The sequence below is a fragment of the Chryseobacterium cucumeris genome (assembly GCF_001593385.1).
Classification (GTDB): domain Bacteria; phylum Bacteroidota; class Bacteroidia; order Flavobacteriales; family Weeksellaceae; genus Chryseobacterium; species Chryseobacterium cucumeris.
This window is the reverse complement of the sequence record NZ_LUVZ01000043.1, coordinates 233,324-259,611: the sequence shown is the minus strand read 5'-3', so window position 1 is coordinate 259,611 and position 26,288 is coordinate 233,324. Positions and strand designations below refer to the sequence as shown.

The 26,288-nt window shown below is 36.5% G+C and carries 23 protein-coding genes; 12 read left to right on the top strand and 11 right to left on the bottom strand.

All coding sequences use genetic code 11. The features are described from left to right. The first annotated feature begins 92 nt into the window (after nucleotides 1-92). Nucleotides 93-1,133, top strand: a complete 1,041-nt coding sequence (locus tag A1704_RS18395) for an NAD(P)H-dependent glycerol-3-phosphate dehydrogenase (protein WP_062675514.1) — start codon at nucleotides 93-95, stop codon at nucleotides 1,131-1,133. A gap of 77 nt (nucleotides 1,134-1,210) precedes the next feature. Here A1704_RS18395 and A1704_RS18390 read toward each other — a convergent pair whose 3' ends face one another. From A1704_RS18390 to A1704_RS18380, 3 genes are read right to left on the bottom strand one after another with little or no spacing between them, the layout of a single operon-like run. Next, nucleotides 1,211-1,954 (bottom strand): hypothetical protein, encoded by a 744-nt coding sequence (locus tag A1704_RS18390; RefSeq protein ID WP_131797540.1) that lies wholly within the window; start codon nucleotides 1,952-1,954, stop codon nucleotides 1,211-1,213. A 38-nt stretch (nucleotides 1,955-1,992) separates the two neighbouring features. After that, a complete protein-coding gene (locus A1704_RS18385; RefSeq protein ID WP_062675512.1) occupies nucleotides 1,993-2,814 on the bottom strand; it encodes a hypothetical protein in 822 nt (273 codons plus the stop codon). Between the two features lie 15 nt (nucleotides 2,815-2,829). After that, a complete protein-coding gene (locus A1704_RS18380) occupies nucleotides 2,830-3,933 on the bottom strand; it encodes a hypothetical protein (RefSeq protein ID WP_131797539.1) in 1,104 nt (367 codons plus the stop codon). Nucleotides 3,934-4,435: 502 nt separating this feature from the next. Here A1704_RS18380 and mqo point away from each other — a divergent pair. The 3 genes from mqo to A1704_RS18365 all read left to right on the top strand — a co-directional run bounded on the left by mqo (nucleotide 4,436) and on the right by A1704_RS18365 (nucleotide 7,278). Next, nucleotides 4,436-5,941: a malate dehydrogenase (quinone) gene (mqo, locus tag A1704_RS18375; RefSeq protein WP_062675510.1), complete on the top strand. Its 1,506-nt coding sequence runs from the start codon at nucleotides 4,436-4,438 to the stop codon at nucleotides 5,939-5,941. A 67-nt stretch (nucleotides 5,942-6,008) separates the two neighbouring features. Continuing rightward, on the top strand, nucleotides 6,009-6,410 hold the full coding sequence (locus A1704_RS18370) for a hypothetical protein (RefSeq protein ID WP_034693615.1): 402 nt from the start codon (nucleotides 6,009-6,011) through the stop codon (nucleotides 6,408-6,410). 1 nt (nucleotide 6,411) lies between these two features. After that, nucleotides 6,412-7,278 (top strand): AadS family aminoglycoside 6-adenylyltransferase, encoded by an 867-nt coding sequence (locus tag A1704_RS18365; protein ID WP_062675509.1) that lies wholly within the window; start codon nucleotides 6,412-6,414, stop codon nucleotides 7,276-7,278. Between the two features lie 2 nt (nucleotides 7,279-7,280). On the opposite strand, the gene A1704_RS18360 is transcribed toward A1704_RS18365, so the two are convergent. Continuing rightward, nucleotides 7,281-8,861, bottom strand: coding sequence for a GMC family oxidoreductase N-terminal domain-containing protein (locus A1704_RS18360; protein WP_062675508.1), 1,581 nt, complete (start codon nucleotides 8,859-8,861; stop codon nucleotides 7,281-7,283). Between the two features lie 131 nt (nucleotides 8,862-8,992). Between A1704_RS18360 and A1704_RS18355 the strand changes: the two genes are divergently transcribed. From A1704_RS18355 to A1704_RS18340, 4 genes are all read left to right on the top strand, one after another. Continuing rightward, nucleotides 8,993-9,610: a DUF1684 domain-containing protein gene (locus A1704_RS18355; protein WP_062675507.1), complete on the top strand. Its 618-nt coding sequence runs from the start codon at nucleotides 8,993-8,995 to the stop codon at nucleotides 9,608-9,610. A 4-nt stretch (nucleotides 9,611-9,614) separates the two neighbouring features. Next, a complete protein-coding gene (locus tag A1704_RS18350; protein WP_062675506.1) occupies nucleotides 9,615-10,088 on the top strand; it encodes a GNAT family N-acetyltransferase in 474 nt (157 codons plus the stop codon). A gap of 73 nt (nucleotides 10,089-10,161) precedes the next feature. Beyond that, nucleotides 10,162-10,971, top strand: a complete 810-nt coding sequence (locus A1704_RS18345) for a glucose 1-dehydrogenase (RefSeq protein ID WP_062675505.1) — start codon at nucleotides 10,162-10,164, stop codon at nucleotides 10,969-10,971. 106 nt (nucleotides 10,972-11,077) lie between these two features. Next, nucleotides 11,078-13,750, top strand: coding sequence for an MGH1-like glycoside hydrolase domain-containing protein (locus A1704_RS18340; RefSeq protein ID WP_062675504.1), 2,673 nt, complete (start codon nucleotides 11,078-11,080; stop codon nucleotides 13,748-13,750). Nucleotides 13,751-13,756: 6 nt separating this feature from the next. On the opposite strand, the gene recO is transcribed toward A1704_RS18340, so the two are convergent. Genes recO through A1704_RS18320 form a run of 4 tightly spaced genes read right to left on the bottom strand, consistent with a single transcriptional unit; the run spans nucleotide 13,757 to nucleotide 18,417 of the window. Continuing rightward, complete coding sequence (recO, locus tag A1704_RS18335) at nucleotides 13,757-14,443, bottom strand: DNA repair protein RecO (RefSeq protein ID WP_062675503.1); 687 nt, start codon at nucleotides 14,441-14,443, stop codon at nucleotides 13,757-13,759. After that, on the bottom strand, nucleotides 14,443-16,707 hold the full coding sequence (gene porZ / locus A1704_RS18330) for a type IX secretion system anionic LPS delivery protein PorZ (RefSeq protein WP_065119680.1): 2,265 nt from the start codon (nucleotides 16,705-16,707) through the stop codon (nucleotides 14,443-14,445). Before porZ ends, recO begins: the two co-directional genes overlap by 1 nt. A 1-nt stretch (nucleotide 16,708) precedes the next feature. Further along, nucleotides 16,709-17,659 (bottom strand): bifunctional metallophosphatase/5'-nucleotidase, encoded by a 951-nt coding sequence (locus tag A1704_RS18325; protein WP_062675502.1) that lies wholly within the window; start codon nucleotides 17,657-17,659, stop codon nucleotides 16,709-16,711. 2 nt (nucleotides 17,660-17,661) lie between these two features. Continuing rightward, nucleotides 17,662-18,417, bottom strand: coding sequence for a 5'-nucleotidase C-terminal domain-containing protein (locus A1704_RS18320; RefSeq protein ID WP_062675501.1), 756 nt, complete (start codon nucleotides 18,415-18,417; stop codon nucleotides 17,662-17,664). A gap of 107 nt (nucleotides 18,418-18,524) precedes the next feature. Here A1704_RS18320 and dapA point away from each other — a divergent pair, with 107 nt between their 5' ends. The 4 genes from dapA to A1704_RS18300 all read left to right on the top strand — a co-directional run bounded on the left by dapA (nucleotide 18,525) and on the right by A1704_RS18300 (nucleotide 21,334). Beyond that, the gene (gene dapA / locus A1704_RS18315) at nucleotides 18,525-19,397 is read left to right on the top strand and encodes a 4-hydroxy-tetrahydrodipicolinate synthase (RefSeq protein WP_062675500.1); all 873 of its coding nucleotides are present in this window, start codon (nucleotides 18,525-18,527) and stop codon (nucleotides 19,395-19,397) included. Between the two features lie 118 nt (nucleotides 19,398-19,515). Next, complete coding sequence (locus tag A1704_RS18310; RefSeq protein ID WP_062675499.1) at nucleotides 19,516-20,019, top strand: GNAT family N-acetyltransferase; 504 nt, start codon at nucleotides 19,516-19,518, stop codon at nucleotides 20,017-20,019. A 294-nt stretch (nucleotides 20,020-20,313) separates the two neighbouring features. After that, nucleotides 20,314-20,895, top strand: coding sequence for a helix-turn-helix domain-containing protein (locus tag A1704_RS18305; protein WP_062675498.1), 582 nt, complete (start codon nucleotides 20,314-20,316; stop codon nucleotides 20,893-20,895). Beyond that, nucleotides 20,888-21,334 (top strand): response regulator, encoded by a 447-nt coding sequence (locus A1704_RS18300; RefSeq protein ID WP_062675497.1) that lies wholly within the window; start codon nucleotides 20,888-20,890, stop codon nucleotides 21,332-21,334. Before A1704_RS18305 ends, A1704_RS18300 begins: the two co-directional genes overlap by 8 nt. A 613-nt stretch (nucleotides 21,335-21,947) precedes the next feature. Here the strand turns inward: A1704_RS18300 and recG are convergent. The 3 genes from recG to A1704_RS18285 form a co-directional block, all read right to left on the bottom strand. Beyond that, complete coding sequence (gene recG / locus A1704_RS18295) at nucleotides 21,948-24,035, bottom strand: ATP-dependent DNA helicase RecG (protein ID WP_062675496.1); 2,088 nt, start codon at nucleotides 24,033-24,035, stop codon at nucleotides 21,948-21,950. A 165-nt stretch (nucleotides 24,036-24,200) separates the two neighbouring features. Beyond that, nucleotides 24,201-24,734 carry a thioredoxin family protein gene (locus A1704_RS18290; protein WP_062675495.1) on the bottom strand — a complete coding sequence of 178 codons (534 nt, stop codon included), beginning with the start codon at nucleotides 24,732-24,734 and terminating at the stop codon, nucleotides 24,201-24,203. Nucleotides 24,735-24,775: 41 nt separating this feature from the next. Next, nucleotides 24,776-26,287 carry a peptide MFS transporter gene (locus tag A1704_RS18285; RefSeq protein WP_062675494.1) on the bottom strand — a complete coding sequence of 504 codons (1,512 nt, stop codon included), beginning with the start codon at nucleotides 26,285-26,287 and terminating at the stop codon, nucleotides 24,776-24,778. Nucleotide 26,288: the final 1 nt, after the last annotated feature.

Sequence of the window (26,288 nt, the reverse complement as noted above, 5' to 3'; positions counted from 1 at the left end):
AGTGTTAATTTTTTCAGAAAATGGTTTTTATCATAGTTTCAAAGCCTGCGTTACGTCTTTGTTTTAATATCTTTGCAGTTCACATTCCAATTATGGCTAAAAAGAAAATTATTTCAGAATCTTCGAATCCAAAAAAGAATAAAAAGGATATTTCTGTAGGAGTTGTAGGAAGCGGAAGTTTTGCAACCGCTATTGTAAAAATGCTTGTTGAAAACTGCAAAGTAGTACACTGGTGTGTAAGAAATGAATTTGTAAAAGGAGCTATTGAGCTTCGTGGACATAACCCAACTTATCTTACGGCTGCCCATTTTAATCTTAAAAGTTTAAAACTGACAACAGATATTAACGAACTGGTTACTGCCTGTGATGTTATTGTTCTGGCAACACCGTCTATCTATCTCTCTGATACGTTGGATAAAATGACCTGTGAATATTCAGATAAGATCTTTATTTCAGCAATTAAAGGAATTATTCCTAAAGTAAATGACGTGGTAGCGCACTATCTGCGTGATGAATTTAAAATTGGTTTCAGAAATCAGGCCGTTATTGCAGGGCCATGTCATGCTGAAGAGGTGGCCATGGAAAGACTTTCTTATCTTACTATTGCGGCCGTAGAAGATGAGACTGCTGAAAAACTTGAAGGAATCTTCAGTTCAGATTTTATTAAAGTTCATACAAGCAAAGATATTTTAGGAAATGAATACAGCGCCATTCTTAAAAATATTTTTGCCATCGGAGCGGGAATAGCAAGTGGATTGGGTTATGGTGATAACTTTACAGCAGTCTTTGTTTCCAATGCTATCCGTGAAATGGAAACATTCCTGGAAGCGATTTATGAGGCACCAAGAGACGTGAATGAAAGTGCATATCTGGGTGACCTTTTGGTAACGGCATATTCACTTTTCTCAAGAAACAGAAACCTTGGAAACCTTATTGGGAAAGGATATACCGTAAAATCTGCCATTCAGTCTATGAACATGGTAGCAGAAGGATATTACGCTGCAGATTCCATTTATAAAACGGCAAAACAGAAAAATCTTAAACTTCCGATTATTGATACCGTATATGCTATTTTGTATGAAGGTAAAAATGCTGAAAAGCAGTTTAAAAAATTGACTGCAAAATTGAATTAAAAAAACAGGACTTTAATTTTTAAAGTCCTGTTAAACATAAATAATGAAACTTAAGCATTTTTCATGCTTAAGTTTTTTTATAGACTCATCTTGGTAATGACAAGTGATAATGATGATCTTACATTAAGATTACTGGCGGTAAAACCGTTTCCTGTATCAAATTCGAACTTCTGACGGATCGTTGTTGGAGAAGCCAGTGTTAAAAAATAACTTCCCTGAAAAAATGTAAATGAGCTTGATAACTGGCACATTCTGTTGGTTTCCGTAATGGTTGCACTGGTAGCGGAATTAATCAGATAAGAACGGGTACAGGTAAAATTTTGAGAAAGATACTGGGTGTTAGCCGTTCCGTTATTATTATTCGCATTGCTGGAATCCACAGAATACCGTACAATATATGTTCCGGCAGGCAGGGTAATCGTGGAATTATCCGCGCCTAGTGAAGCTCCTGTAATTTTATTCGAAGTAACCGCAAAGTTCCCTAATGTATTATTCGTGCTTCCGGTAGGAATAAGTACTCCCGGATTGATAAGCAAAGACATGATCTGAGGTTCTGAACCGGAAACTATAATACGTTGCCATTGATTTCTTACCCAAACATAATATCCTTTCGGAAAAGTAGATGCTCCTCCGCTATTGTAAATAATAAGCCCGTCTACAGGATTCGCAATGGGAGTGGAGGTACTGTTCAGAACAAGCAGATCATATTGTGGAAAAAGAACTCCTTTATTGGAAGAACTAATGTCCAGAACACTGCTTGCATTAGGCGTGCTTGTATTAATACCAACTTGTGCATTTGAAAAAATGCTTAACAGTATCATACCGATTATGTAAATAGATGTTTTCATTGTGCTATAAATTATTGATTAAGTGCTGATCTTTGAATATCAACTTTAGCATTCGTGATGATGATTTCTCCGTTATTAGGCGTTGTTCCTCCGGATCCGTTCTGGTAAGTTCCTCCCGCATCATGAGCAATGGCAGGAACTAAAAGAATAGGAGCTGCTGAAGTAGTCACAAAAGAGAAACTCATATTCAGAGTATGGGTCTTATTACTGGCAATTGATTGTGCATTGATACTAATTGTTTTACCATATTGATTTCCTGTGGACGGATCAATAAGTTTTACAAGGTACTGATGCAGATGAACAGAAGTTCCTCCTATTCCGGCAGTCGTACTTTCAAGAGCTGTTCTGATATTCAGACATACATTCACCAGATATCCGCTGTTTCCGGGAAGTGTGATAATTCCTGTAGAAGTATTGTATAAAGCTCCGATATCATTAGATACAACAGTAAATGCGGCATCGTTGAAATTTTTGTATGTACCGTTGGCAAGACCTCCAAGTATTGAATAATCAGAGGTGCGTTGAAGCATCATATAACTTACCAGGTTATACGTATCAGAAAGCTGAGTCCACATATTGCTTTTCCAGATATAAAGACCGGGGCTAATGGAGTTCCCTTTATTATAAACAACCAGTCCTTCTGCCGGATTATTTACCGGAGAGGTATTATTCAAAACATCTATAATATCTACTCTTGGCAGAAGTACTCCTTTATTGGTGGTCTGTGAAACTTCCAGCACAGCTGAGCTGTTTACTGAGGTTTTCCCAATAGCAACCTGTGCATATATGGTATGAGCTATAATCAATAATAGCAGGATATAACTTTTTTTCATATGTTGATTGTTTTTTTATAGCTGAGATATTTTAATATAAGAGCCAGTAGGAATTACATTCACAAGATCGTAGAATGTACTGTTCTGCATTCTTCCAAGATTGAGTCTTAATCCTCCTATAATATTGGCGTTCACATTAGCCGGAACAGTGTAATAATAAGACCAGGTGGCAAGATGATTGGTATTGACTTTAGAAACAATAGGAACTTCTTTCCTTGTAGCACCTCCTCCGGTAAAGGTATTCGTTGTATTATTATAGGTATCGTTGATGAAATCTATAAAATATCCCATCAGATAATAAGTACTCCCGGAAAGAGGTGCTGTACCTCCCTGTCCGGATGGACTTTCCTGAGGTGAATTTAAATTCAGGTTAACCTCTACCAGATATTTTCCCTGTGGAAGAATCAGGGAATATCCTCCGGAAGTGTTCGGAAGCACTTTAAATCCACTGATATTTGATACCCCTGAAACGGCAGGATTATTAACTATAAGCTGAGTGCTGGCACCTGCTATCGCATTGTCAAGAGCCGATAGTGATCCGGTAAAATCAAGATAGGCAACCTTGGGAGTGTTTTGTGCATCAATTGTGCTTTGCCATGAATTGGTCGTGCTATTAAAAAAATGAAGAGCTTTGTTGTTACTGTTAGTTCCTCCATTGAATCCAATAAGTCCATTGGCAGGCGAGACAACAGGACTTGTCGTACTGGTTAGGTTAGCAATATTCAGGTTGGGGAATAATACTCCTTTATTACCTCCGGAAACAGTTACTGTAGGAGCTGTAGTATAGCCACTACCTCCGTTGTTAATCGTTATACCTGTTAGCTGACCGTTGGAAATGACTGCTGTAGCACGGGCTTTTGAACCTCCATTCACCACAGATCCTCCTCCATAAAAATTAATTGTTGGTACCGAAGTATAGCCGCTTCCTCCGTTGCTGATGGTAATCCCGATAACAGCACCTCCCGAAATGGTGGCTGTAGCTGTAGCTGGGGTTCCACTGAAGTTCTCAATGTGCAGAATAGCACTGGGGTCCGGTGTGGACGTGTTGATTCCTACACTTCCGCTCTGAGCAAATCCCATTGTAGCGAACAATGTACTCGCGAAGTTAATAATTCTCATCTTTAGTATGTTTATGAAATAATTTTAATTAAATACTTGTTGGAATAGGTATTAAATCAATTGAAAGGTACATAAAAAAAAACAGTTATTCAATGTGGTATGTGTAAAATTGTATCTATAAAATTATATATTTATCAATAAAAAGTGATATTTTATAATTTTAGTATAATTATTTATCACTTGTTGTTGATAAAATAAAATGGTGTAAATAGTTATGATTGCAGTATTTAATATGATGAACTTAAATAAACTTAAATTTTTATAAAATTTCACCCTTGAATTATTCATTAATTAGTTACCATTCAGTGAAATAAAAAAAATAAAAATTAATATTTTTATAAAGAAATATTTTACATTATCAATCATTTCAATGGGACTTTATTGAAATTTTCCATGGTTTTTTGTTGTGTACTCAATAAGTGTTTTGAACAAAAAAATAACGTGTTAAAATCGTTCCGCTTTTTAAAACTTTTCCCGAAATTTGAAGTAAAATTTTAAAATTATGTCACAATCGCTTACAAGCAGAACACCGAAACCTAAATACGACGTTGTACTGATAGGCGGCGGAATCATGAGCGCCACTTTAGCAACGCTGCTTCATGAATTTGATCCAAATCTTGAAATCGCTATCTTCGAAAGACTCGGAAGGTTTGCCAAAGAAAGTACAGCTGCATGGAACAACGCCGGAACAGGACATTCCGCTTTTTGTGAGCTAAATTATACTCCTGAAAAACCAGACGGATCTATTGATATTTCCAAGGCAGAAAGCATTGCAGAGCAGTTTGAAATTTCAAAACAATTCTGGTCTTATCTGATTACCAAAGGATATATTCGTGAGCCTAAAGAATTTATCAATTCCTGTGCACACATGAGTCTGGTATTCGGAGAAAAAGATGCTGAATACCTTAAAAAACGCCACGATAAAATGGCAGAATCTGTCCTTTTTTCAGGAATGGAATTTTCTACAGATCATGAAAAGCTGAAAGAATGGATTCCTTTGGTGATGAGCAAAAGAAATCAGTCTGAAGTAATGGCTGCAACGAAGATGGATATGGGAACAGATGTGAACTTCGGAACATTGACGAGAAAAATGGGAAGACATCTTCTGGAAGATTCCAATGTTGAGGTTTTCTTATACCACGAAGTAAAAGATATCAGCCCTAGAGAGAACGGGACATGGGAAATGAAAGTGAAAGACAGAATCCATAGCCATAAACAGGAAGTGGTAGCAGATTTTGTATTTATCGGTGCGGGAGGATACGCGCTTCCGTTACTGGACAGCTCAGATATTAAAGAAAGTGAAGGATACGGAGGTTTCCCGGTTTCAGGCCAATGGCTGGTCAGTCATAATCAGGAGCTGGTAGAAAAACACCATGCTAAAGTATATACTCAGGCTACGGTAGATGCTCCGCCAATGTCTGTTCCACACCTTGATCTTAGAATCATCGATGGGAAAAAAGCCCTTCTTTTTGGACCCTTTGCAGGATTTTCAACTAAATTCTTAAGAGAAGGAAGCTATCTGGACCTTCCTGAAAGTGTAAATACCAAAAACTTAAAATCACTTTTCGGAGCATGGTGGCACAACATTCCATTAACGAAATATCTGATCCAGCAGGTTGCCATGACGAAGTCTCAGAGAATGCAGCATTTGAGAGAATTTATAAAAGATGCCAAAGAAGAAGACTGGGAACTGAAAGTAGCAGGACAGAGAGTTCAGATCATCAAAAAAGATGAAAAAGAAGGAGGTAAGCTGGAGTTCGGAACCGAAGTTGTGGTGAACAAGTCTGGAACCATTGCTTCTTTATTGGGAGCTTCACCAGGTGCATCCACAGCAGTATATGCCATGCTGAACGTGCTGGAAAAATGCTTCCCTGAAAAACTGCATGGAGAATGGAAAGGAAAGCTGCTTGAAATGATTCCTTCTTACGGACAAAAACTGGCTGATAACCCTGAGCTGACCCATGAAGTACGAAATTACACCAAAGAAAAATTAGAATTAGAATATTAACATCAATAATGAGCAATAAGTAATAATCGCTATTACTCATTGCTCATTACTTATTACTCATAAAAAGGTGGAAGAAGTAATTGTTAAACCAGTCATTGCAAAGGAAATCCTGGAATCTCTTCAGGCAAAAACAGAAGAGGAGAGGCAGGTTATTGTACACTGTTGTTTTCCGGCGTCACCGTTTCTGGGAAACCTGATCAGGATCTGGCATTCGACCTATCTTTTTGACAACCAGTCTGAGCATAGAAGCAAAATGATTCATGCGGAAAATATTTCAATTTCGCCCTATTGGACACCAGTTCCCTTTATGAAAGACTTTTGGTTTACCCTTATATTTTCAGGTCTCCCGAAAGACTGCAAAAGTTTTGATCTGAAAGAAGTTATTCCTGAGGAAGGAGGATTCTTTGTAGAATCAATCAAGAGAAATTCTTCTGACGTATATCGTGTAAAAATATCAGAATCTTATTAATATGAAAGTAAGGGAAGAAAAGCTGGAACAGATTATTCACTGGGCTGAAAACAATCCTGATATCCGTGCTGTTCTCCTGACCAGTTCATTGGTAAATCCTTATGCTCCGGTAGATGATTTCAGTGATCTAGATGTAGAACTTGTTTTTGGTAACAGAGCATCTTATGAATCCGGAAATGAGTGGATCAGACTCTTTGGTGAACCTATTTCCATGATTGAAGAAGACGATCGTGTTTTTGACGGAAGGCATGCTATGAAAATGGTGTTGTACAAAGACCATGTGAAAGTTGATTTTAAGCTGTATCAGGTAGCAGAGTTTATTGAAGAAATTAAAGAAGAAAATCTTCCTGAAGACTGGGATGTAGGGTATAAAGTTTTAGTAGATAAAGATGACCTGACTAAGAATCTGAAACCACCAACGTATCAGTCAATCATGATTCAGAAGCCAAAGGAAAAAGAATTTCAGCAGCTGATGAATGATTTTTGGTGGGATACAACCTATGTTGCAAAGTGCCTGAAGCGTGGAGATATTTTTTATGCCAAATTTATGTCTGAAAACATTCTCCGCACAGATTATCTCGTCCCTTTGATTGAGTGGCATATTGCCGGAAATCATGACTGGAATACGATCACAACCAACAAACACGGAAGGCTCTTCAGAAAATATCTCTCATCTGATCTGTGGAATAAAGTGGAAAAGACATTCTCTGGAAGCGATATTGAAGAAAACTGGAATGCACTCTTTGCCTATGCAGATCTGGTTCATGAGTTGGGAACTTCACTGGCTGAAAAGCTTCATTTTATCTATCCGTCAAAGCTGGAGGATGATATTCGGAACTATCTTAAGAATGTGAAGACAATGTCTTAATTTCAGGCAAATTCATTCTGTTTAATAAGGTTTTCAATACAATATTCTGCAATAGCCGTAATAGTTACAAACGGATTCACACCAATGGTTCCCGGAATTAAAGATCCGTCCAGGACATAGAGATTTTCATGATCTTTGAGTTTTCCATATTCGTTGGTTGCTTCTCCTAAAACACACCCGCCAAGCGGATGATAGCAAATATCTGCTCCAAAACCATTATCGAAAAGAAGATGACTTCTGGTACCGCCATTGGCTTTATTCATTTTCCGGATAAAATATTGGGCATTTTCTTTCATTTTAACAGTATTGCTTTCGTTCCAATTCAATGTAAGAGACTGGCTGGCTTTATTGTATGTGACTTCACCTTTTTTCTCAACTCTGTTGATAAGCAGATACAAAGCGGTAGCGACATCCATTCCCATAGGCAAAGGAGCAATTTCTGTGAAAAACGGATGTTCAGGATCATCCCAGTTATCAATTCCTCCCACAGGGATAGTAGATTGCTTAGCTCCGGTGCCACCAGACAAAGGCTTCACCCAGTTTCGCCCCGTCATAAAATTTCCGTTATTTCCCCAGTTTTTACCAATCTTTTCATGGATGGGAAATCCGTTCTCTGCATGAGATTGTAACAGAAGTTGTAAAGTGCCCATTGTTCCTGCAGAAAGAATCAGTTTTTTACAGGTAAAGACTTTGTTAGTAAGCAAAGCACCTGAAGTATCAATCTGCTGGACATTCAATGTATAGCTTTTGTCATCATTCAAGTGAATGGTCTGGACACGATGAAGATCAAGGATTTCCAGATTTCCGGTTTCAAGGGCTTTTCTGAGATAGGTTTTATCTAAACTGTTTTTCCCGTGATTGTTTCCATAAATCACTTCAGTATTAAGAGCTGAACGGGGAACTTCATTCCGGAATTCTTTTTCCATGTATTTAAAGTCATACACATTGGGAACCCTTATTGTTTTAAAACCAGCTTTATGGGCTTCTTCTTCACCTACCCGGGTGAATTTATAATAAGGACAGTCTTTCAGAAACTGTTCGTCAATAACATTTACTTTTAGTTCTTCCTGTACCAGAGGAAAATAATGATTATAAAATTTTTCAGCATCAAGATCAGGAAAAACCTCTTTGAAATAGCTTTCTTTGGGAGTAACAGCCATTCCGCCGTTCACCAGAGAACCTCCGCCAACCCCTCTTCGTGCCCAGATTTTAATATGATCAAAATCCAGACGGTCCAATGTTCCGGTGAAAGGAGTTAGCGAAAAGATATTCATAAAAGGAGCAATGCTTTTGTTTTTCAGCCATGCAGAACTTTTTCCGGGTTTCAAAAGATTAGAAAATGGAATTCCTGCTTTTTCCCAGTTAAGACCCATCTCCAGCAGTACTACTTTTTTTCCGGCTTCACACAGGCGAAGGGCAGATACAGCACCTCCATATCCACTGCCAATAATAACAATCGGAACATCATGGTATTCAGTTATCTGATTGTTTCTTCTTTCTGCAGCATGAAATAATTCAGATTGAAGAAAATAAAATCCTGATATTGCCAGAGCACTGGTCTTTATGAAGCTTTTTCTGTCCATGAGCATTCTTTTTCAAAAAGTATGCTAGAGGTGAAGGTGCTTATTTTATTTATCACAGATTATATTTTTTATTACAATTTTAACTTTTGTTGGAATGAAAATTCATAGCTTTACTTATAATTTTTAAATTCATGAAAAAATATATCATACTCTTTCTACTGCTTCCACTATGGGGCTTTTCTCAAAAAAAGATATCAAAGGAAGAGAAAGAGGTCCAGAAATTTCAGAAAGAACTGAATGCGGAATACCTTAACCCAAAAGAGACTCCGTTAAGAGGTGATAATTTTAAAAATTTTAAAAAACATCCTTTCTTTCCTTTTGATGCTAAATACAGAATTACTGCGCAATTTGTAAAATCAGAAGATACAAAACCCTTTGATCTTCCTACATCTGCAGGAAAAACCAAGTCTTATCAGGAATATGGAAAAGCAACATTTACGCTGGATGGGAAACCTTATACCGTTACTTTATACCAAAGTCTGGACTTGATCAAACAGGAAAAATATAAAGACTATCTTTTCCTTCCGTTCCGTGATGCTACCAATGAAAAGGAAACCTACGGAGGAGGGAAATATATGGATCTTAAAATCCCGAAAGGAAATACCATTGTACTTGATTTTAATCAATCCTATCATCCTTTCTGTGCTTACAACGCTTATGATTACAATTGTCCTATTGTTCCGGAGGAAAATAAACTTCCAATAGAAATCCGTGCAGGGGTAATGTATGAAGATATTTACCATCACTAATACTATGATATATTTAGATTTCTTTAAACCGGAAGACCTTTCCGGAGTCAGTTATACTTTGGATGAAAATCAGATGAGGTTTACAGCGACTGCTCAGCAGGCCTTACAAAGCATCAGCGAACGGAATGATGATGACGCATTTCCAGTGACGATATTTCAAAATGATCTGCCTGTAGGTTTTTTTGTCCTTGATTTTGGAAAAGATAAATTAGATCTTACGGATAATGAGAATTCAGTTTTACTGCGTTCACTATCTGTGAATCCTCAACTGCAGGGAAAGGGAATTGGAAAAGTTGCTATGCAGGAAGTAGGTACTTTTGTCCAAAATCATTTCAAGACCTGCGATGAGATTGTACTGGCTGTCAACCAGAAAAATGAATCTGCTTACCATATTTATCTTCAGGCAGGATATATTTACGACGGTAAGACCAGAATTGGAAGAAGCGGACCTCAATACCTGATGTACAAAAAACTTTAATAAAATTTTAAAATCATAATTTTTTATCTGCTGATATCTTTCCATAACTTTGAGTAACATCAAATTACAAAACATGGAAATATCACTTCAAAATCAGGTGGCTGTAGTCACAGGAGCTTCCAGTGGAATCGGTTCAGGAATTGCAAAATCATTGGCGGCAGCAGGAGCAACAGTCATTGTTAATCATTCTTCGGAAAGATCTACAGAAGAAGCTAAAGCTGTTTTAAAAGAAATAACGGATGCCGGCGGTAAAGGAATAACCTACCAGTGTGATGTTTCCAAAGAGGATCAGGTTATCAGGATGTTTCAGGATGTTGTTTCTGAATTCCAAACGGTAGATATTCTGGTCAATAATGCAGGCATTCAAAAGGATTCAAAATTCACTGAAATGACTTTGGATCAATGGAATGCGGTCATAGGAGTCAACCTGACCGGACAATTTCTTTGTGCCAGAGAAGCTATTAAAGAATTTCTAAGAAGAGGAATCGACACTTCACGCTCTGTTGCCTGTGGGAAAATTATTCATATCAGTTCAGTCCATGAGATTATTCCGTGGGCTGGTCATGCTAATTATGCTTCCAGTAAAGGGGCTGTAAGAATGCTGATGCAAACCCTTGCTCAAGAATATGGTGCCAACAAGATCCGTGTCAATTCCATTTGTCCCGGGGCTATTCAGACCCCTATTAATAAAAATGCGTGGGATACTCCGGAAGCCCTTAATTCTCTTCTGAACCTTATTCCTTATAACAGAATCGGACAACCGCAGGATATCGGAAACTTAGCTGCGTTCCTTGCCAGTGACCTTGCAGATTATATCACAGGAACAAGCATTTTCGTGGATGGTGGAATGACTACGTTTGAGAGTTTTTCTACCGGAGGATAAAGGAATTCGAAGTTCAAAGTTTAATGTTCAAGGTTTAAAGTTTTTGAGGTTGTTTTTAGAACTTGAAACGGAATTAAATATTACTCACTACTCATAATTATCGTTTATGTCGGAAAAACAGAGAATTTCAGATATTTCATGGAAAAAATGGGGGCCTTATGTCAGTAACCGTGAATGGGGACTTGTTCGTGAGGACTACAGTGAAAACGGAGATGCATGGAATTATACCAATCATGAAACTGCAGAAGCCAAAACTTACCGTTGGGGTGAGGAAGGAATATGTGGCATCTGTGATGATCTCCAGAAGCTTGTATTTTCTTTAGGATTCTGGAATAAGAAAGATAAAATGGTCAAAGAACGATTCTTTGGTCTCACCAATGGTCAGGGAAATCACGGTGAAGATGTGAAAGAATATTTTTACTATCTGGATTCCACACCTACCCATTCTTACATGAAAATGCTGTATAAATATCCTCAAAATGCTTTTCCTTATGAACAGCTTGTAAAAATAAATGCGGAAAGGGGAAAGGAGGAAGCTGAATATGAGTTGATTGATACAGGGATTTTTGATCACAATGAATACTTTGACATTTTTATTGAATATGCAAAAGAAAGTCAGAATGATATTCTTGTAAAACTAACAATATTCAATAAATCTGAAAAAGAAGCGTCTCTCGTAATTCTTCCGACTATTTGGTTCAGAAATACCTGGAACTGGGGATATGATGATTATAAACCACAATTGTCTGCTGAAGATGCAGACCATATTAAAGTCAATCATCAGGATATCGAGGTTAAAAATGTATATGCAAAACAATCTTTAAAAACATTATTTTGTAATAACGAAACCAATAATGAAAGGCTTTACCAGTCTTCTAATGAGTCAAAATACTGTAAAGACGGGATCAATAATTTTGTGATGACGGGAAATTCCCAGTCTGTGAATCCCAAAAATGCAGGAACCAAAGCTTCTTTCTTTATTGATGAAGATTTTAAAGCGGGAGAATCAAAAATATTTGAATTCAGGCTTTCAGATAAAGATATAAGAGAACCTTTTAAAGATTTCGATATTCTTTTTAAACAAAGAGAAAAAGAAGCCGACGAGTTTTATGCAGAAATTCAGAAAGGAATTGCTTCGGAAGATGAAAAACTGGTTCAGAGACAGGCTTTTGCAGGAATGCTTTGGAATAAAATGTTTTACCATTACAATGTAGAAAAATGGCTGAAAGGTGATCCTTCCGAAATGCCTCCACCAAAGTCCCGCGAAACGATAAGAAACTACGACTGGAAGCATCTGAACAATGAGCATATCATTTCAATGCCTGATAAATGGGAATATCCATGGTATGCAACATGGGATCTGGCATTTCATACTATCAGCTTCTCCCTGATAGATCCGGATTTTGCAAAACATCAGCTGAAACTTTTCCTGTTTGAATGGTATATGCATCCCAACGGACAGCTGCCTGCATACGAATGGAACTTAAGTGATGTGAATCCACCTGTACATGCCTGGGCGGTTTTCAGAGTATTTAAAATTGATGAATATTTAAAAGATAAACCCGATCTGGAATTTCTGGAAAGCGCTTTCCAGAAGTTATTGATGAATTTTACCTGGTGGGTTAATAAAAAAGACCTTAATGGCAATAATATCTTTGAAGGAGGATTTCTGGGACTTGATAATATTGGGGTTTTTGACCGGAATTCTGTTTTGCCCAACGGAGAACAGCTGGAGCAGTCCGATGGAACGAGCTGGATGGCTATGTTTGCCCTCAATATGATGAGAATTGCGCTGGAACTGGCTCTTTACAATAAGGTGTATGAAGAGATGGCTATGAAATTCTTTGAACATTTCCTGTCGATTGCCCATTCACTGGATAATATGGGTGATGAGAAATTCAGTCTTTGGGATGAACAGGATGAATTTTTCTATGATGCAATTACTTCCAGCGACGGAACTCAGATGTATCTGAAGCTAAGGACTATTGTTGGATTAATTCCAATGTTTGCCGTTGAGGTTATCGATGATGAAATGATTGAAAACCTTCCCAATTTCAAGAAAAGAATGAAATGGGTACTGGATAATAAACCTGAACTGGCTTCTCTGGTTTCAAGATGGGAAGTGAAAGGGCAGGATTCCAAACACCTTTTATCTCTGCTTCGGGGACATCGTCTGAAAAGACTGTTATACCGAATGTTGAATCCTGAGGAATTTCTCAGTGATTACGGAGTAAGAGCTTTATCCAAAGAATATGAAAGCAATCCTTACACATTAACATTGAATGATACGAATTACAGCGTAAAGTATACCCCTGCTGAAAGTGATAGCGGCCTTTTTGGAGGAAACAGCAACTGGCGTGGCCCCGTGTGGTTTCCTATCAATTTTCTTATTATTGACAGTCTTCAGCGTTTTTTCTTCTATTACAGCCCGGATTTTTTAGTAGAATATCCTACAGGAAGCGGTAATTATTCTAGCCTGGATCAGATTGCAGATGCCTTAAACAAGAGACTTGCCAAGATATTTTTAATGGATGAAAATGGGAAACGCCCGGTTCATGGACAGTATGAAAGGTTTCAAACCGATCCTGATTTTAAAGATTATATTTTGTTCTATGAATATTTTCACGGAGACAACGGCCGTGGAGTAGGAGCTTCCCATCAGACTGGCTGGACAGGACTTATTGCTAAGATCCTTCAACCTAGATTTTCCAAAAAAGAAATGGCAGAATCCGAAACAGAAATGCCGGAAGATATTGGAAAAACAACAGGGAAGGAATAATATTATTTATTCAAATATCTGCTGTATGATTTCCAAAGAGGCTGGAGTTTTGAAATCCGTGATGTGGTAATGATAGTATACTAAAAGACTGTCAAGGAAATCTTTTCTCAAGGAGGAATGGATTTTTGTGGCATAAAAATCTTCTGCACAAAGAGCTTCTTTCCATAGCATTGAAATTTCTTCATTGAAGAGCTGGTGACTTATTCCCAGTGAAAAAGTTCCGGTTTCCGGATCTAAAAACCTGCCTTCGCTCAATAAGGGTGCAACACCCTGAATTTTTAAAAAAGCCAGCAAAAACAGAAGATGCGCCTGATAATTTTTATTAGTCAGCTCGCGGATTAAATGATCAATACAGGAATAGATAGGAATATTTTTATTCTCATGTTTAAGAATATGACTCAGAAAATCTGAGATAAAGAAAATAACGGTATTGACTTTTATGTCTGTATAAATGTCATTGTTTTTTACCAGTTCAAACTTTGAAACAGACGGGATTCCGTTGCCACGTGATGGATTTACAGAAAAATTGAGCTGGCTCAACGGTTGAAGCAAGGCTTTCTTTTTATTCTTTTTGGAATAAATTCCCTTTAGAAAATAGCTCTGAAAACCTTCTTCTTCTGTAAAACAATGCAATACAGCATCATTTTCTCCATATTTGATAAATGAAAGTAAAAAACCGTTTTGTGAATTCATTAATTAACCACTCCTATTTTAGCGGTAGCTTTATCAGATCCGTCTTCATTCGTCATCAGGACAAAATAAATCCCTGAAGCTACTCTTGTTCCTTTCTGATTATTGAGATCCCATTCATAATATCCACCTCTTGCGACTGCAGAGTGAACTACATTACCTGCAGCATCTACAATTCTTATATTGGTTTTTTCTGCAAGACCTTTAATGGTTACTTTTCCTTTGAAATTAGAATAAACAACAGGGTTTGGATATACTACCACATCACCGAAATTGGAAGTTACATCTGCAACATCTCCCTGATACGTTACAATACCATTATATGTTACAAAATATACCTTACCTGTTTTTTTATCAACTTTTATATCGGTAACACTATTCGTAGGAAGAGGGGAATTTTCTTTTGTAAAATGCTTTATAGTTCTCTGACCGTCGGCGGAGAGGTAATAAACACCACCACCATCAACAGATACCCACTTATAGTCACCTGCATCTACTGCAATCTGAAGAATTGCGGATTCTCTGAAAAGCTCTTCCCCCAAACCATTCTGCTCTATAACTATAGGCTCTACTTTTGGCTGGGCGCTTTTTATTTCTGTTGCTGCGTTAGACATAATTCTTAGTCCTCCATCTGTACCGATCCAGGCATCTCCAGACTTATCAAATGCTACCGATAAAATACCTCCTGAACTGTTAAATCCATTAGCCGTTCCCAGAATATAATCATTGTCATCAGAAAGATTAGTAGCATTTTTATAGTCATATACCCAGAAATTGTTAGATCTTGGCAGCGGAGTCCAAAGCATGTTTTCATGGTAAATAGTCTTTTGTATTCCATCGCTGGCAAGAACTATTTTCTTGATAAGAAAATCATCAGCTGCTTTATCATAGATTCCTATAGAAGGGTTTCCATCATTGAATCCAAAAGAAACAAAAAGATTGTTTTGTGGGTCTACAGCAAAACCTACCGGACGTCTGAGGTAAGGCTGTGCTCCCAGATTATAATATTTTACCAGTTCAAAATCTTTGCTTGTCGCATTATATTTCATCTTATACACCCCGTTATCCAGCATAGTATAATTGGTGAATAGTACTTCATTACTGTTATAAGGGCTTATAATAGCATCCAATACGTTGATGAAGATGGGGCGATTGGGATTACTTTTATTGAAAAATGAAGGATAAATCCACTCTGTACCATTGAAATAATAAAATCCTGGTTCTTGTGGCTGAATAAACGGATGGTTGTAGTTATTGGCTCTGGCACCAGAGGAAACCAGAAGCTGGTTGTTATCAAAAAGATTGATGTTATAAGCAAAATTGAAGTAAGGTCCGGAAGGTTTAAAAGTATTGTTACCTTCATCCTTAATTCCCGATAATACCGTTCCTCCTAAAATCTTTCCGCCAGCTGTTAATGCAGTATTACATTCTTCACCAAGACTTACCGCATTTTGCGATACTCCATTGATTCCGTAAGTATATACTCTGTTATCTGTAACGACAATACTATTGGAGGTAATAACAACATCCCTGATTTTTTCAAAAGTAGTAGGAAGTTGTGTCGGGGTACCATTATTATAAATATAAGCAGCTGTAGCCGTTGAGTAAACCAGTTCTGATTCTGAATCTATATGTTTGAATGCTCCTGGGGCTTCCGTTGTCCAGGTAGAATATACGGGAAACGTAGTATTCATTTGATGGCTTTTCAATCCTGTATCCGTTACAGAATATACTTTATTCCCGAATATAGTAGCTTCATTACTTGCCTGATAAACGCCACCTGAAAGGAAAAATGCAGAATCACCAAACTCTTTATTCTGAAGGTTGAATATGGAAACACCGTACCCAACAGAAATGACAGCCTGATTTCCGGTTATCGAAATGTGGTTAATCTTTTTATCTCCATTATATCCTGTAGCAATAGGAATATCAACAATATATTTGATCTCCTGTGGTGTAATAACATCCATAGATCCGTTTTCATAACCGATAAGCCCTGTTTTAGTCTGCGGATTGTAATCGAAAGCAGTAATTCCGATGTTGTGCAGGCCATTGGCTTTGGATAACTTCGTAATTTCTCCTGTTGATATTGTATAATAGAATATTCCGTTTTGAGTGGCTGCAATGATTTTTCCATTGTCTTCTTTCATGGCTAAGACATTATTGTAGGAAAACAGATCTGCCCACTTTTTGGATGAAATAACCTGAGCTTTTGTCAGCTGCAGGGATGCTAAAATACCAAGAGAAATTATAGAGAGTTTTTTCATATTATGCGGTTATGCTGCTATCTATCACCTGATTGTTCCAGGAAATATGCTGTACGTTTTTGTTTGTATCAAAATAAAAATCTATTCTACCTAAAAGAAGACCTGCCCATCCCACCTGATTAACAAGGACATTTTTGCCCTGTCTGTTGGTAAAGGTCTGAGGTTCCGGTAAGAATGTATGAGTATGGCCTCCTAAAATAATATCAATATTTTCTGTATTGGCCGCTAAAATTTTATCACTTATTTTATCAGGTTCATCTTTGTAATCATAGCCGATGTGCGAAAGACAAATCACAAGATCACATTTCTTCTCTTTCTTCAGAAAATTTGAATAATGCTGTGCTACATCAATGGGGTTGGAGTAAACGGTTTCTCCGTACTGTTTTTTGCCTACAAGGCCATCCAGCTGGATTCCCACTCCGAAAATTCCTACTTTGATGCCATTCTTATTGAATATCTGGTAGGGAGAAGTTTTCCCGTCAAGAACAGTGTTTGTAAAATCATAATTGGAACAGATAAAAGGAAACTTCGCATTAGGAAGTACTTTTAAAAATCCATCAAGTCCATTATCGAAATCATGATTTCCCATGGTAGAGGCGTCATATTTCATCATAGACATTAATTTGAACTCCAGTTCTCCTCCGAAGAAATTAAAATAAGGAGTTCCCTGGAAAATATCTCCGGAATCAAGAAGAAGAACATTACTTTCCTGACTTCTGATCTGTTGGATTAAGCTTGCCCTCCTTGCAAAACCTCCCTGATTGGGATTTTTTGTATAGCTTGCATCAAAAGGCTCTATTCTGCTATGTTGGTCATTGGTATGAAGAATAGTCAGTTTATTTGCAGATTTTAAATTAAGAATTTTTAATTCCTCCGCCATCATCATATTGGGAGCCAAAGCCATTGCTAAAGATCCGCCTCCTATTGCTTTTAAAAAACTTTTTCTATCCATTATTACTTCCCGATAAAATTTAAACGAACATCCGAATTGACCACCACTTCAGGTGATTTTTTAAAATAATCAATAAATAAATCTCTCATTTTAATTCCTGTTGCAATGGATTCTCCTTTAGCAAAGAATTTCATATTGTCTCCTCCCAATGCAAGATAGTCTGAAGTCGCAATATAATAATCTTTAGCAGGATCTACTGTATTACCATTGATTAAGGCTTTGGTTACCTGTCCGTTTTTTGTTTCAATGTATAAATGAGAAACAGGATTGTTGACCTGCGTTTTTGCATAATACTCAAAAAGCCCCTGTAAATCTGCTCCCTTCATTTTCACAATCACTACTTCATTTTCGAAAGGCATTACTTCAAATACATTTTTAAGTAAAATATCTCCTTTTCCGATAGTGGTTCGGATTCCTCCGATATTGATCAATGCAGCATCTACATTTTGCTTAAGATGAGTTTTGATCCATTCATTACCTCCTTCAAACGTATAGTCAGCTAAAAGATTACCCAGATTGCTGTTATCGCCCTGTTTGGTAAGATCCACATTGGTGTGTGAGATCTTCTGGTTCATTTCTTTATCCAGTTTCTGCTTATACGGTTCGATAAATTTTACAAACTCCTCATCATTCTTTAGCTCATTATTAATAGAAATATTTTTCTGGGTCTTTACATTCACAAGCTGCGGCACAGAAGCCGTTTTGCATGCAGTAAGCGACACCAGAGCAATTCCTAATAACAAGAATTTATTTTTCATAATCTCTTTTAGTATATGCAAATATAACTATATGTATAATAAAACATTATTATTTATTACAAATTCTTACTGTAAATTATTAAATTTGGCAAAAATAATTCTAACAGATGAGCATTTTAAAAGGAGTAGGTGTTGCATTGGTAACGCCCTTTAATGAAGATTTATCCGTTGACTTCGACAGTTTAACAAAACTGGTGGAGTACAATATCGAAAACGGAACCAATTATTTAGTTGTATTGGGAACAACGGCAGAAGCCGCAACGCTTTCTGCAGAGGAGAAGAAACAGGTAATTGAGCACATCATTAAGGTGAATAATAAACGTCTTCCTTTAGTTTTGGGAATTGGCGGCAACGATACTCTTGAGGTCAAGAAACAGATTGAAGAAGCAGATCTTTCTGCGTTTGAAGCCGTACTTTCAGTATCTCCATATTATAATAAACCGAACCAAGAAGGTCTTTATCAACATTATAAAGCTTTAGCTTCCACAGGAAAAAATATTATTATTTATAATGTTCCGTCAAGAACAGGGCAAAATGTAGAAGCAGAGACTACGCTTCGTCTTGCAAAGGAATTTCCTAACTTATTCCTGATTAAGGAGGCTTCTCCTAACATTCTTCAGTATTTTGATATTCTGAGAAAGAAACCTGAAGGATTTTCTTTAGTTTCTGGAGATGATGAATATACAGTACCTGTAACATTAGCTGGTGGAGATGGTGTAATTTCCGTAATCGGACAGGCGTATCCTAAAGAGTTTTCAACAATGGTACAGCTGGCTTTTGAGGGTAAAGTAAAGGAAGCTTATGAAATTCATAACAAACTGGTAGATATTACCCGTTTGATTTTTGCTGAAGGTAATCCTTGTGGTATTAAAGTAATCCTGACCGAAAAAGGAATCATCAAAAATTATCTGAGACTTCCTTTGGTAAAGGCTTCAGAAGGTCTTCATGCAAAAATTAAAGCTGAAATGGCTACAATTTAATAATGAACCGGCAAAATGAATTTTAATTATGTTAAAACTCATGAGTCATCATTGAACAATATAAAGGGTGAAAAGCTTAGGCTTTTCACTTTTTTTAATCATCATAATACAACCAATCATGAAATTACAACAGGCAACAGCTGCAGACATCCCGTTGATTCAGGATCTTGCAAGACGATCATGGGAAAATGCCTATGCAGACATTCTTTCTAAAGAACAAATGGAGTTTATGCTCGCAGAAATGTATTCTGAAAATGAAATTTTACACCATTTTCAAAATCCGTATTATCATTATTATCTTATTCAGGATGAAAATAATAATACTTTTGAAGGCTTTATCGGATATGAGCACAATTATGCAGAGAAAACCACCAAACTGCACAGAATTTATCTGGTTCCTGAGAGTAAAGGAAAAGGATTTGGGAAAGGAGCACTTCAGTTTCTGAATGAGAAAGTTTCTGAAAACGGAAACAACAGAATTATCCTGAATGTCAATAAATACAATTCAGCCAGAAACTTCTACGAATCTCAGGGATATAAAGTGTATGACGAAGGTGTTTTTGATATTGGTAACGGTTTTGTGATGGATGATTTTCTTATGGAATATCTAATTCACAGATAAATGACTTAAAATTTTGTAACTTTATCCTGTAATTCTATAACAAGTGATTTCTTTTTTTGATTCATCTTTGCTTCAGAACCAAATCACTTATACAATACATTCATATGCTTGGTTTTGAGCTGAAAAGCTTTTTATCAGTATATTTTTTTCATCCTTAGTGTTTAAATTCCTGTATTCTAAAATACAGGAGTTTTTTTGTGTATATGGTAAAATATTAAAAATATACACCTATTTCACATTTACTTGAAATAAATTATTATATTTACTAAATAATATTGGCTTATATATACTAGGATGAAAATGTATGTTAAATTTGATTTCAATGCTCTTTGTAAAAAGGTATTGGACGAGAAACTTAAAGAACACGGGCTGAAGTACAGATTACTGAACTTCGGTGAAGTGGAATTCTATGAGCCCCTTACACAAGAACAGCACAATCTTTTTAAGAAAAATCTTGAAGATTATGGTATCGAGATCATAGAAAGCCAAAAAAGTGCACTGGTACAGAAAATAAAAGATGCTATTGTAGAGCTCGTGTTTTCGGATGAAATTATACCGGTAAAAGCCTCCATCTATATTTCTGAGAAGCTGAATCACAGCTATGGTTATCTTTCCAATCTTTTTTCAGAAGTTGCTTTTACCTCTATTGAGAATTTTATTATTCTGCAAAAGATTGAGCATGCAAAAGCCCTGATCATAAGAAACAAACAAAGCCTTACAGAAATTGCCCATAAGCTGAACTATTCCAGTGTGGCGCATTTAAGCACCCAGTTCAAAAATACAACAGGAATCACTCCATCCCAGTTTCAAAAAATTATTGGCAAACGAAGAAGAGTACAAAGCACTGTAATAAACCATAAAATGCAGTATGAATAAAGAATTTCTGAACGTAATAGTAGCAGATAACGATGAAAACACTTTGATTTTTTTTAAAAATATTCTGAAGGAGTTGAAGATCTCTATAAAAGTTCAATGTTTCAGTAACGGGAACAGCCTGATGGAATACCTGAATAATGATGATGCTGTAATTCCGGAACTTGTTTTTATAAATTATATGATTCCCGGAAAAGAGAGTATGGAATGCCTGGAAGATATTGGTTCGAATTCAAAATTTAACAATATGGTGACGGCCATTTTTTCTGACCCTATTCCGGAAAATGAAGTAGAAGATATTTTTGTGAAAGGTGCGCATATTTTTATGAAAAAACCTGACTGTTTTGAGAAGCTCAGAAAGGTACTTACGGAGGTTATTACCATCAACTGGCAGTATCACACTTCGGGTTTGAATAAAGATAATTTAATTCTGAAAGTATGATGAATAAAGGATTTATTAATTTAATATTAATAATTTAAAAATCGTATTTATTGCATACTATTCACAAATAGGTGAAAATTTTATAACTAATCATTAAAATAATATAAAAGGCATCTGAATTAATATACGGACATTTGTAAAAGTAAACTCAGACACAAATTTATTATATAGTACAAGATACAAATGAATGAGAAGTAATTGTTTCTAAAAATAAAAAAATTATATAAATCACGATGTTAGTTAAACAAAATGGATTATACTAATTTTCCAATTATAAAGCACAGAAGATCTTTAAACAAAACGGTACAATCATGAAAACTCAATAAGTAGTTGGAGATATTTTTATTCGTTTCATTCCCTCATCTCCACCGAAACACAGTTAGTTTTTATAATAAGCAAGTTGGAAAAAATAATTCATTTTGTTTTTTATAATTTATTTTAATAGTTATGGTTTTAGCTCATTATTATATTGTTATATAAATATTTTCACACCACATCACAAAATATTAAGCCTGAACTATTAAAATAAATTTTTTTTGGACATACCAAAAGTAATTTCTTCTAAATAACAGTTTTATAAGGGGGCCGCAGGAAGTTTTTTTCTGCGGTTTTTTTATGATATTTTACTCCACTTATTTTTTCCTTTGTAGTATCTGATATAATAATTTTTGATGATCAGATTGTCGGGTCTTAATAGCATAGGATCAGCTTCCAGTATTCTTTCTACCGTATTTTTTGTTGTTTTGATGATCGCAGAATCATTAATGAGATCCAGTCTCTTAAAATCTACCACACCACTTTGCTGGGTTCCCAGTATATCTCCGGGACCGCGAAGCTGCATATCTACCTCAGAAATTTTAAAACCATCATTGGTTTCAGTCATTGTTTTAATACGTGTTCGGCTTTCTTTTGATAATTTATCGGAAGTCATCAGGATACAGTAACTTTGTTCAGCACCTCTTCCTACACGTCCTCTGAGCTGGTGAAGCTGTGATAGTCCGAACCTTTCAGAACTTTCAATCACCATTACCGAAGCATTCGGAACGTTTACCCCAACTTCAATTACTGTGGTTGCAACCATTATTTCAGCTTTTCCTGAAGCAAAATAAGCCATGGCAGCATCTTTTTCATCCGGTTTCATTTTCCCATGAAGCATTGTCACATTGTATTCGGAGAAAAAATCCATCACATGCTCCAAACCTTCCATCAGGTTTTTATAATCCAGGGTTTCTGATTCTTCGATGAGAGGATATACGAAATAAACCTGTCTTCCTTTTTTTATTTCATCTTTACAAAAGTTATATACATACAGTCTGTCTTTTTCCCGGCGGTGCGCTGTGATAATAGGTTTTCTCCCCACTGGCATCTCGTCAATCACGGAAACATCCAGATCAGAATAAAAACTCATGGCCAGAGTTCTTGGAATTGGTGTGGCGGTCATCACCAGAATGTGTGGCGGAATCTTGTTTTTAGCCCACAGTTTAGCCCTTTGAGCAACCCCGAATCTATGCTGCTCATCAATAATGGCTAATCCCAGATTTTTAAATTTAACCTTATCTTCTAAAACGGCATGAGTTCCTACCAAAATAGAAAGAGTCCCATTTTCCAGTTCTTCATGGATAATTCTTCTTTCTGCTGCTTTGGTAGAGCCAGTGAGAAGGCGGATATTGATTCCTGTTTTTTCCAACAGTTCTTTAATACCATTGTAATGCTGTTGGGCCAGAATTTCAGTAGGAGCCATCAGGCAGCTCTGAAACCCATTGTCCATTGCGATAAGCATGGTAAGAAGGGCAACCATTGTTTTTCCTGATCCTACATCTCCCTGTAAAAGCCTGTTCATCTGAATCGGCCTTTTCATGTCCATTCTTATTTCCTTTAAAACCCTTTTCTGTGCATTGGTAAGCTCAAAAGGAAGATGGTTTTCATAAAAATCATTGAAGTGATCTCCAATAATCGGGAAAGGATTACCCTGGGATTGTGTTTTATGATGAAGTTTCTTTAAGCCATATCCTAACTGAAAGAAAAACGATTCTTCAAATTTCAGTCTGTAATCTGCTTTATCAAAATGCTCCTGATCTTTTGGAAAATGTACATTCAGAAAAGCATGCTGCCTGGACATGAATTTAAAGGTTTTCATCAGATATTCCGGAAAATTTTCTTCAATAAGACTCGGAATCTCTCTGCAGATATTTCTTAAAGCATTCTGGAAAAATCGTTGATTTAACCCTCTTTTGGTTAGTTTTTCAGAACTTGGATAAATAGGTTTAAGGCGGGTGTCACCCTCTTTTTTTTCTTCCGCTTCAATTTCCGGATGCGGCATAGAAAACTGGCGGTTGAAAACATTAATCTTTCCGAAGATATAAACTTCCCTGTTGATGGGAAGCTGTTCTTTCAACCACTTGGAATATTGAAACCAAACCAGATCTATACTACCTGTTTCATCATTAAACTTTGCAGATAATCGCTTGGTTTTACCGGTCTGAATTTCCTGTACCTGAGTAATTCTTCCCTTCAGCTGTATTTCCTGACTGGTCTCGTCTCTAAGCTGAGAAACAGTATAGATTTTACTTTTGTCCAGATAACGGATAGGGTAGAAATTCAACATATCTTCTACAGTAGATAAGCCCAACACACTTTTGATGAGTTTAGCTCTTTCCGGACCTATTCCTTTTACATATTCTATGGAGGTTTCGAGATTCATTTTCAGGTTTCAGGATACTGTTTTTCGAATTTTTTGATCCTTATTTCGGATGATAAAAAATAAAGGTTCGAATTTCGGTAAAATAAAAAAGACTTCCAAAAAATTGGAAGCCTCTATAGTGAATTTTTAGCATTGAAACACAAAATCCTGTTTCAAAGTTCTGAATTAATCTTTTATTTTAGATTTGAATTTTTTCTGGTAATCCTCCCATTGTTCTCTGGTTTTAATCTTTTTAAACAAATCTTTGGAGATCAGTTCCAGATAAGGTTCCAGTTCTTTGGCAGACAATTCTCCCTGAAGAATGGTGATGGGATCGCCATGCTCGTCCAGAAATACCGTACTTGGAACAGCCCCTACATTCATATACTGGGTAAACTCATGAAGAGAATTTTTTCCCTTTTTATGTTCAGAATTAGGATTTGAAAAGGTTCTTCCAAAGATTTCAATGCTCTTTTTTTCTTCTGCATTAAACTTTACAGGATAATAATTCTCATTTAATATCTGAGCCAGTACAGGGTGGCCGTATGTTTTTTTATCCATGATTTTACACGGACCACACCAGTCTGCGTAGAAATCAATTAATATTTTTTTGGGACTTTCCTTTTGGGCTTTTAAAGCTTCTTCAATGGTCATCCACTTTACTTGTGCAAAACTAAAATTTAATAAAAATAAGAGTGTTATGCTTAAAATTTTCTTCATATTGTGATATTTGGATAAAAATAAGCATAATTACTTATTTTTTATTTTACATCTTGCATTAATTTTTTCACGTACGGAGATATCAAAATTAATACCACTCCGGCAATTACCGCATATAATCCTAATTGTTTATATCCATCGGTATAAGTGATCAATTCATCATAGTTGGTAGAACCTTCTTTGGCTGTGGCAAGACTGGCCCCAATAATTCCTGCAACATACTGCCCATACGCTGATGCAAGAAACCACATTCCCATCATCATTCCCTGAAGATTCTTGGTAGAAAGCTTGGTCATGATGGATAAACCGATAGGAGAAAGGCATAATTCCCCAAGGGTAATGATAAGCAATGCCAGTGTGAAGAAGTTCAGTGAAGTGATTCCCTGAAGGTCTGCGAACAGGCGCGTTGCAAATAAAACATAATATCCTAATCCTAAGAAAATAAATCCTAATCCGAATTTGATAATCGTGTTGGGTTCAATTTTTCTTTTGTTCAGCCAGATCCATAGAAGTCCGATCAATGGGGCAAGGAAAATAATGAAGAAAGCTCCTCCTGAGTTATTCACTCCATTTGGGTCTAATCCAAAAAGATCTTTATTCAGGTTTTTAGCTGCGAAAATACTTAAAGAACCTCCGCTTTGCTCATAGATTCCCCAGAAGATAATGGAGAATATAATGAAAACCAAAGCTGCCCAAAGTTTTTTGCGCTCAGAAGCTGTTACTTTAGACATTTCATAGAACAGATAGATTAAAGTTAAAGGCCCGATGGTCCACATAAAATAATCTGTATACTCTGTCTTGGCTACCATGGTCATGATGATGGGTACAAAAACCAATGACAAAACATATACTCCGTATTCTTTCCATTTGGGTATTGGAGCTGTTTTTACTTCTGCTAAAGGATGTCCCGGCTGTAAACCGATAGTCCCTAATGTTCTTTGTGTAAATACAAAATTAATTAAGCTTACTACCATTACTATTGAAGCAAGACCAAAAGCAATATGCCACCTCATTTCTTCTGCAATAATGTTGCTTAAGAATTCTCCTTTACCAATGGCAATACATAAATAACCGCCTAGCAATGCTCCAAGGTTAATTCCTGCATAGAAAAGTGAGAAACCTGCATCTGCTCTTGAATCATTGGGCTTGTAAAGCTGTCCCACCATAGATGAAATATTAGGTTTGAAGAAACCGGTACCTACTACGGTGAATGCTATTCCTAAGAAAAAGAATTTGTGGGGATCGGTAGCCAGGATTAAACTTCCTACGATCATCAGCAAACCGCCCCAGAACAAAGATTTTCGGAATCCTAAAATTTTATCAGCAAAAAGACCTCCCACAAAGGTAAAGGCATAAACAAAAGCCTGGGTGGCACCATATTGAAGGTTGGCTTCTTTTTCATGGAAATTAAGCTGTGAGATCATAAAGAAAACCAGCATTCCACGCATTCCGTAGAAACAGAAACGTTCCCACATTTCAGAGAAAAACAGGCTCCAGATTTGTCTGGGATACTTTCCTTTGAAATTTTGTATTTCATCTAAAGTTAAGCTCATA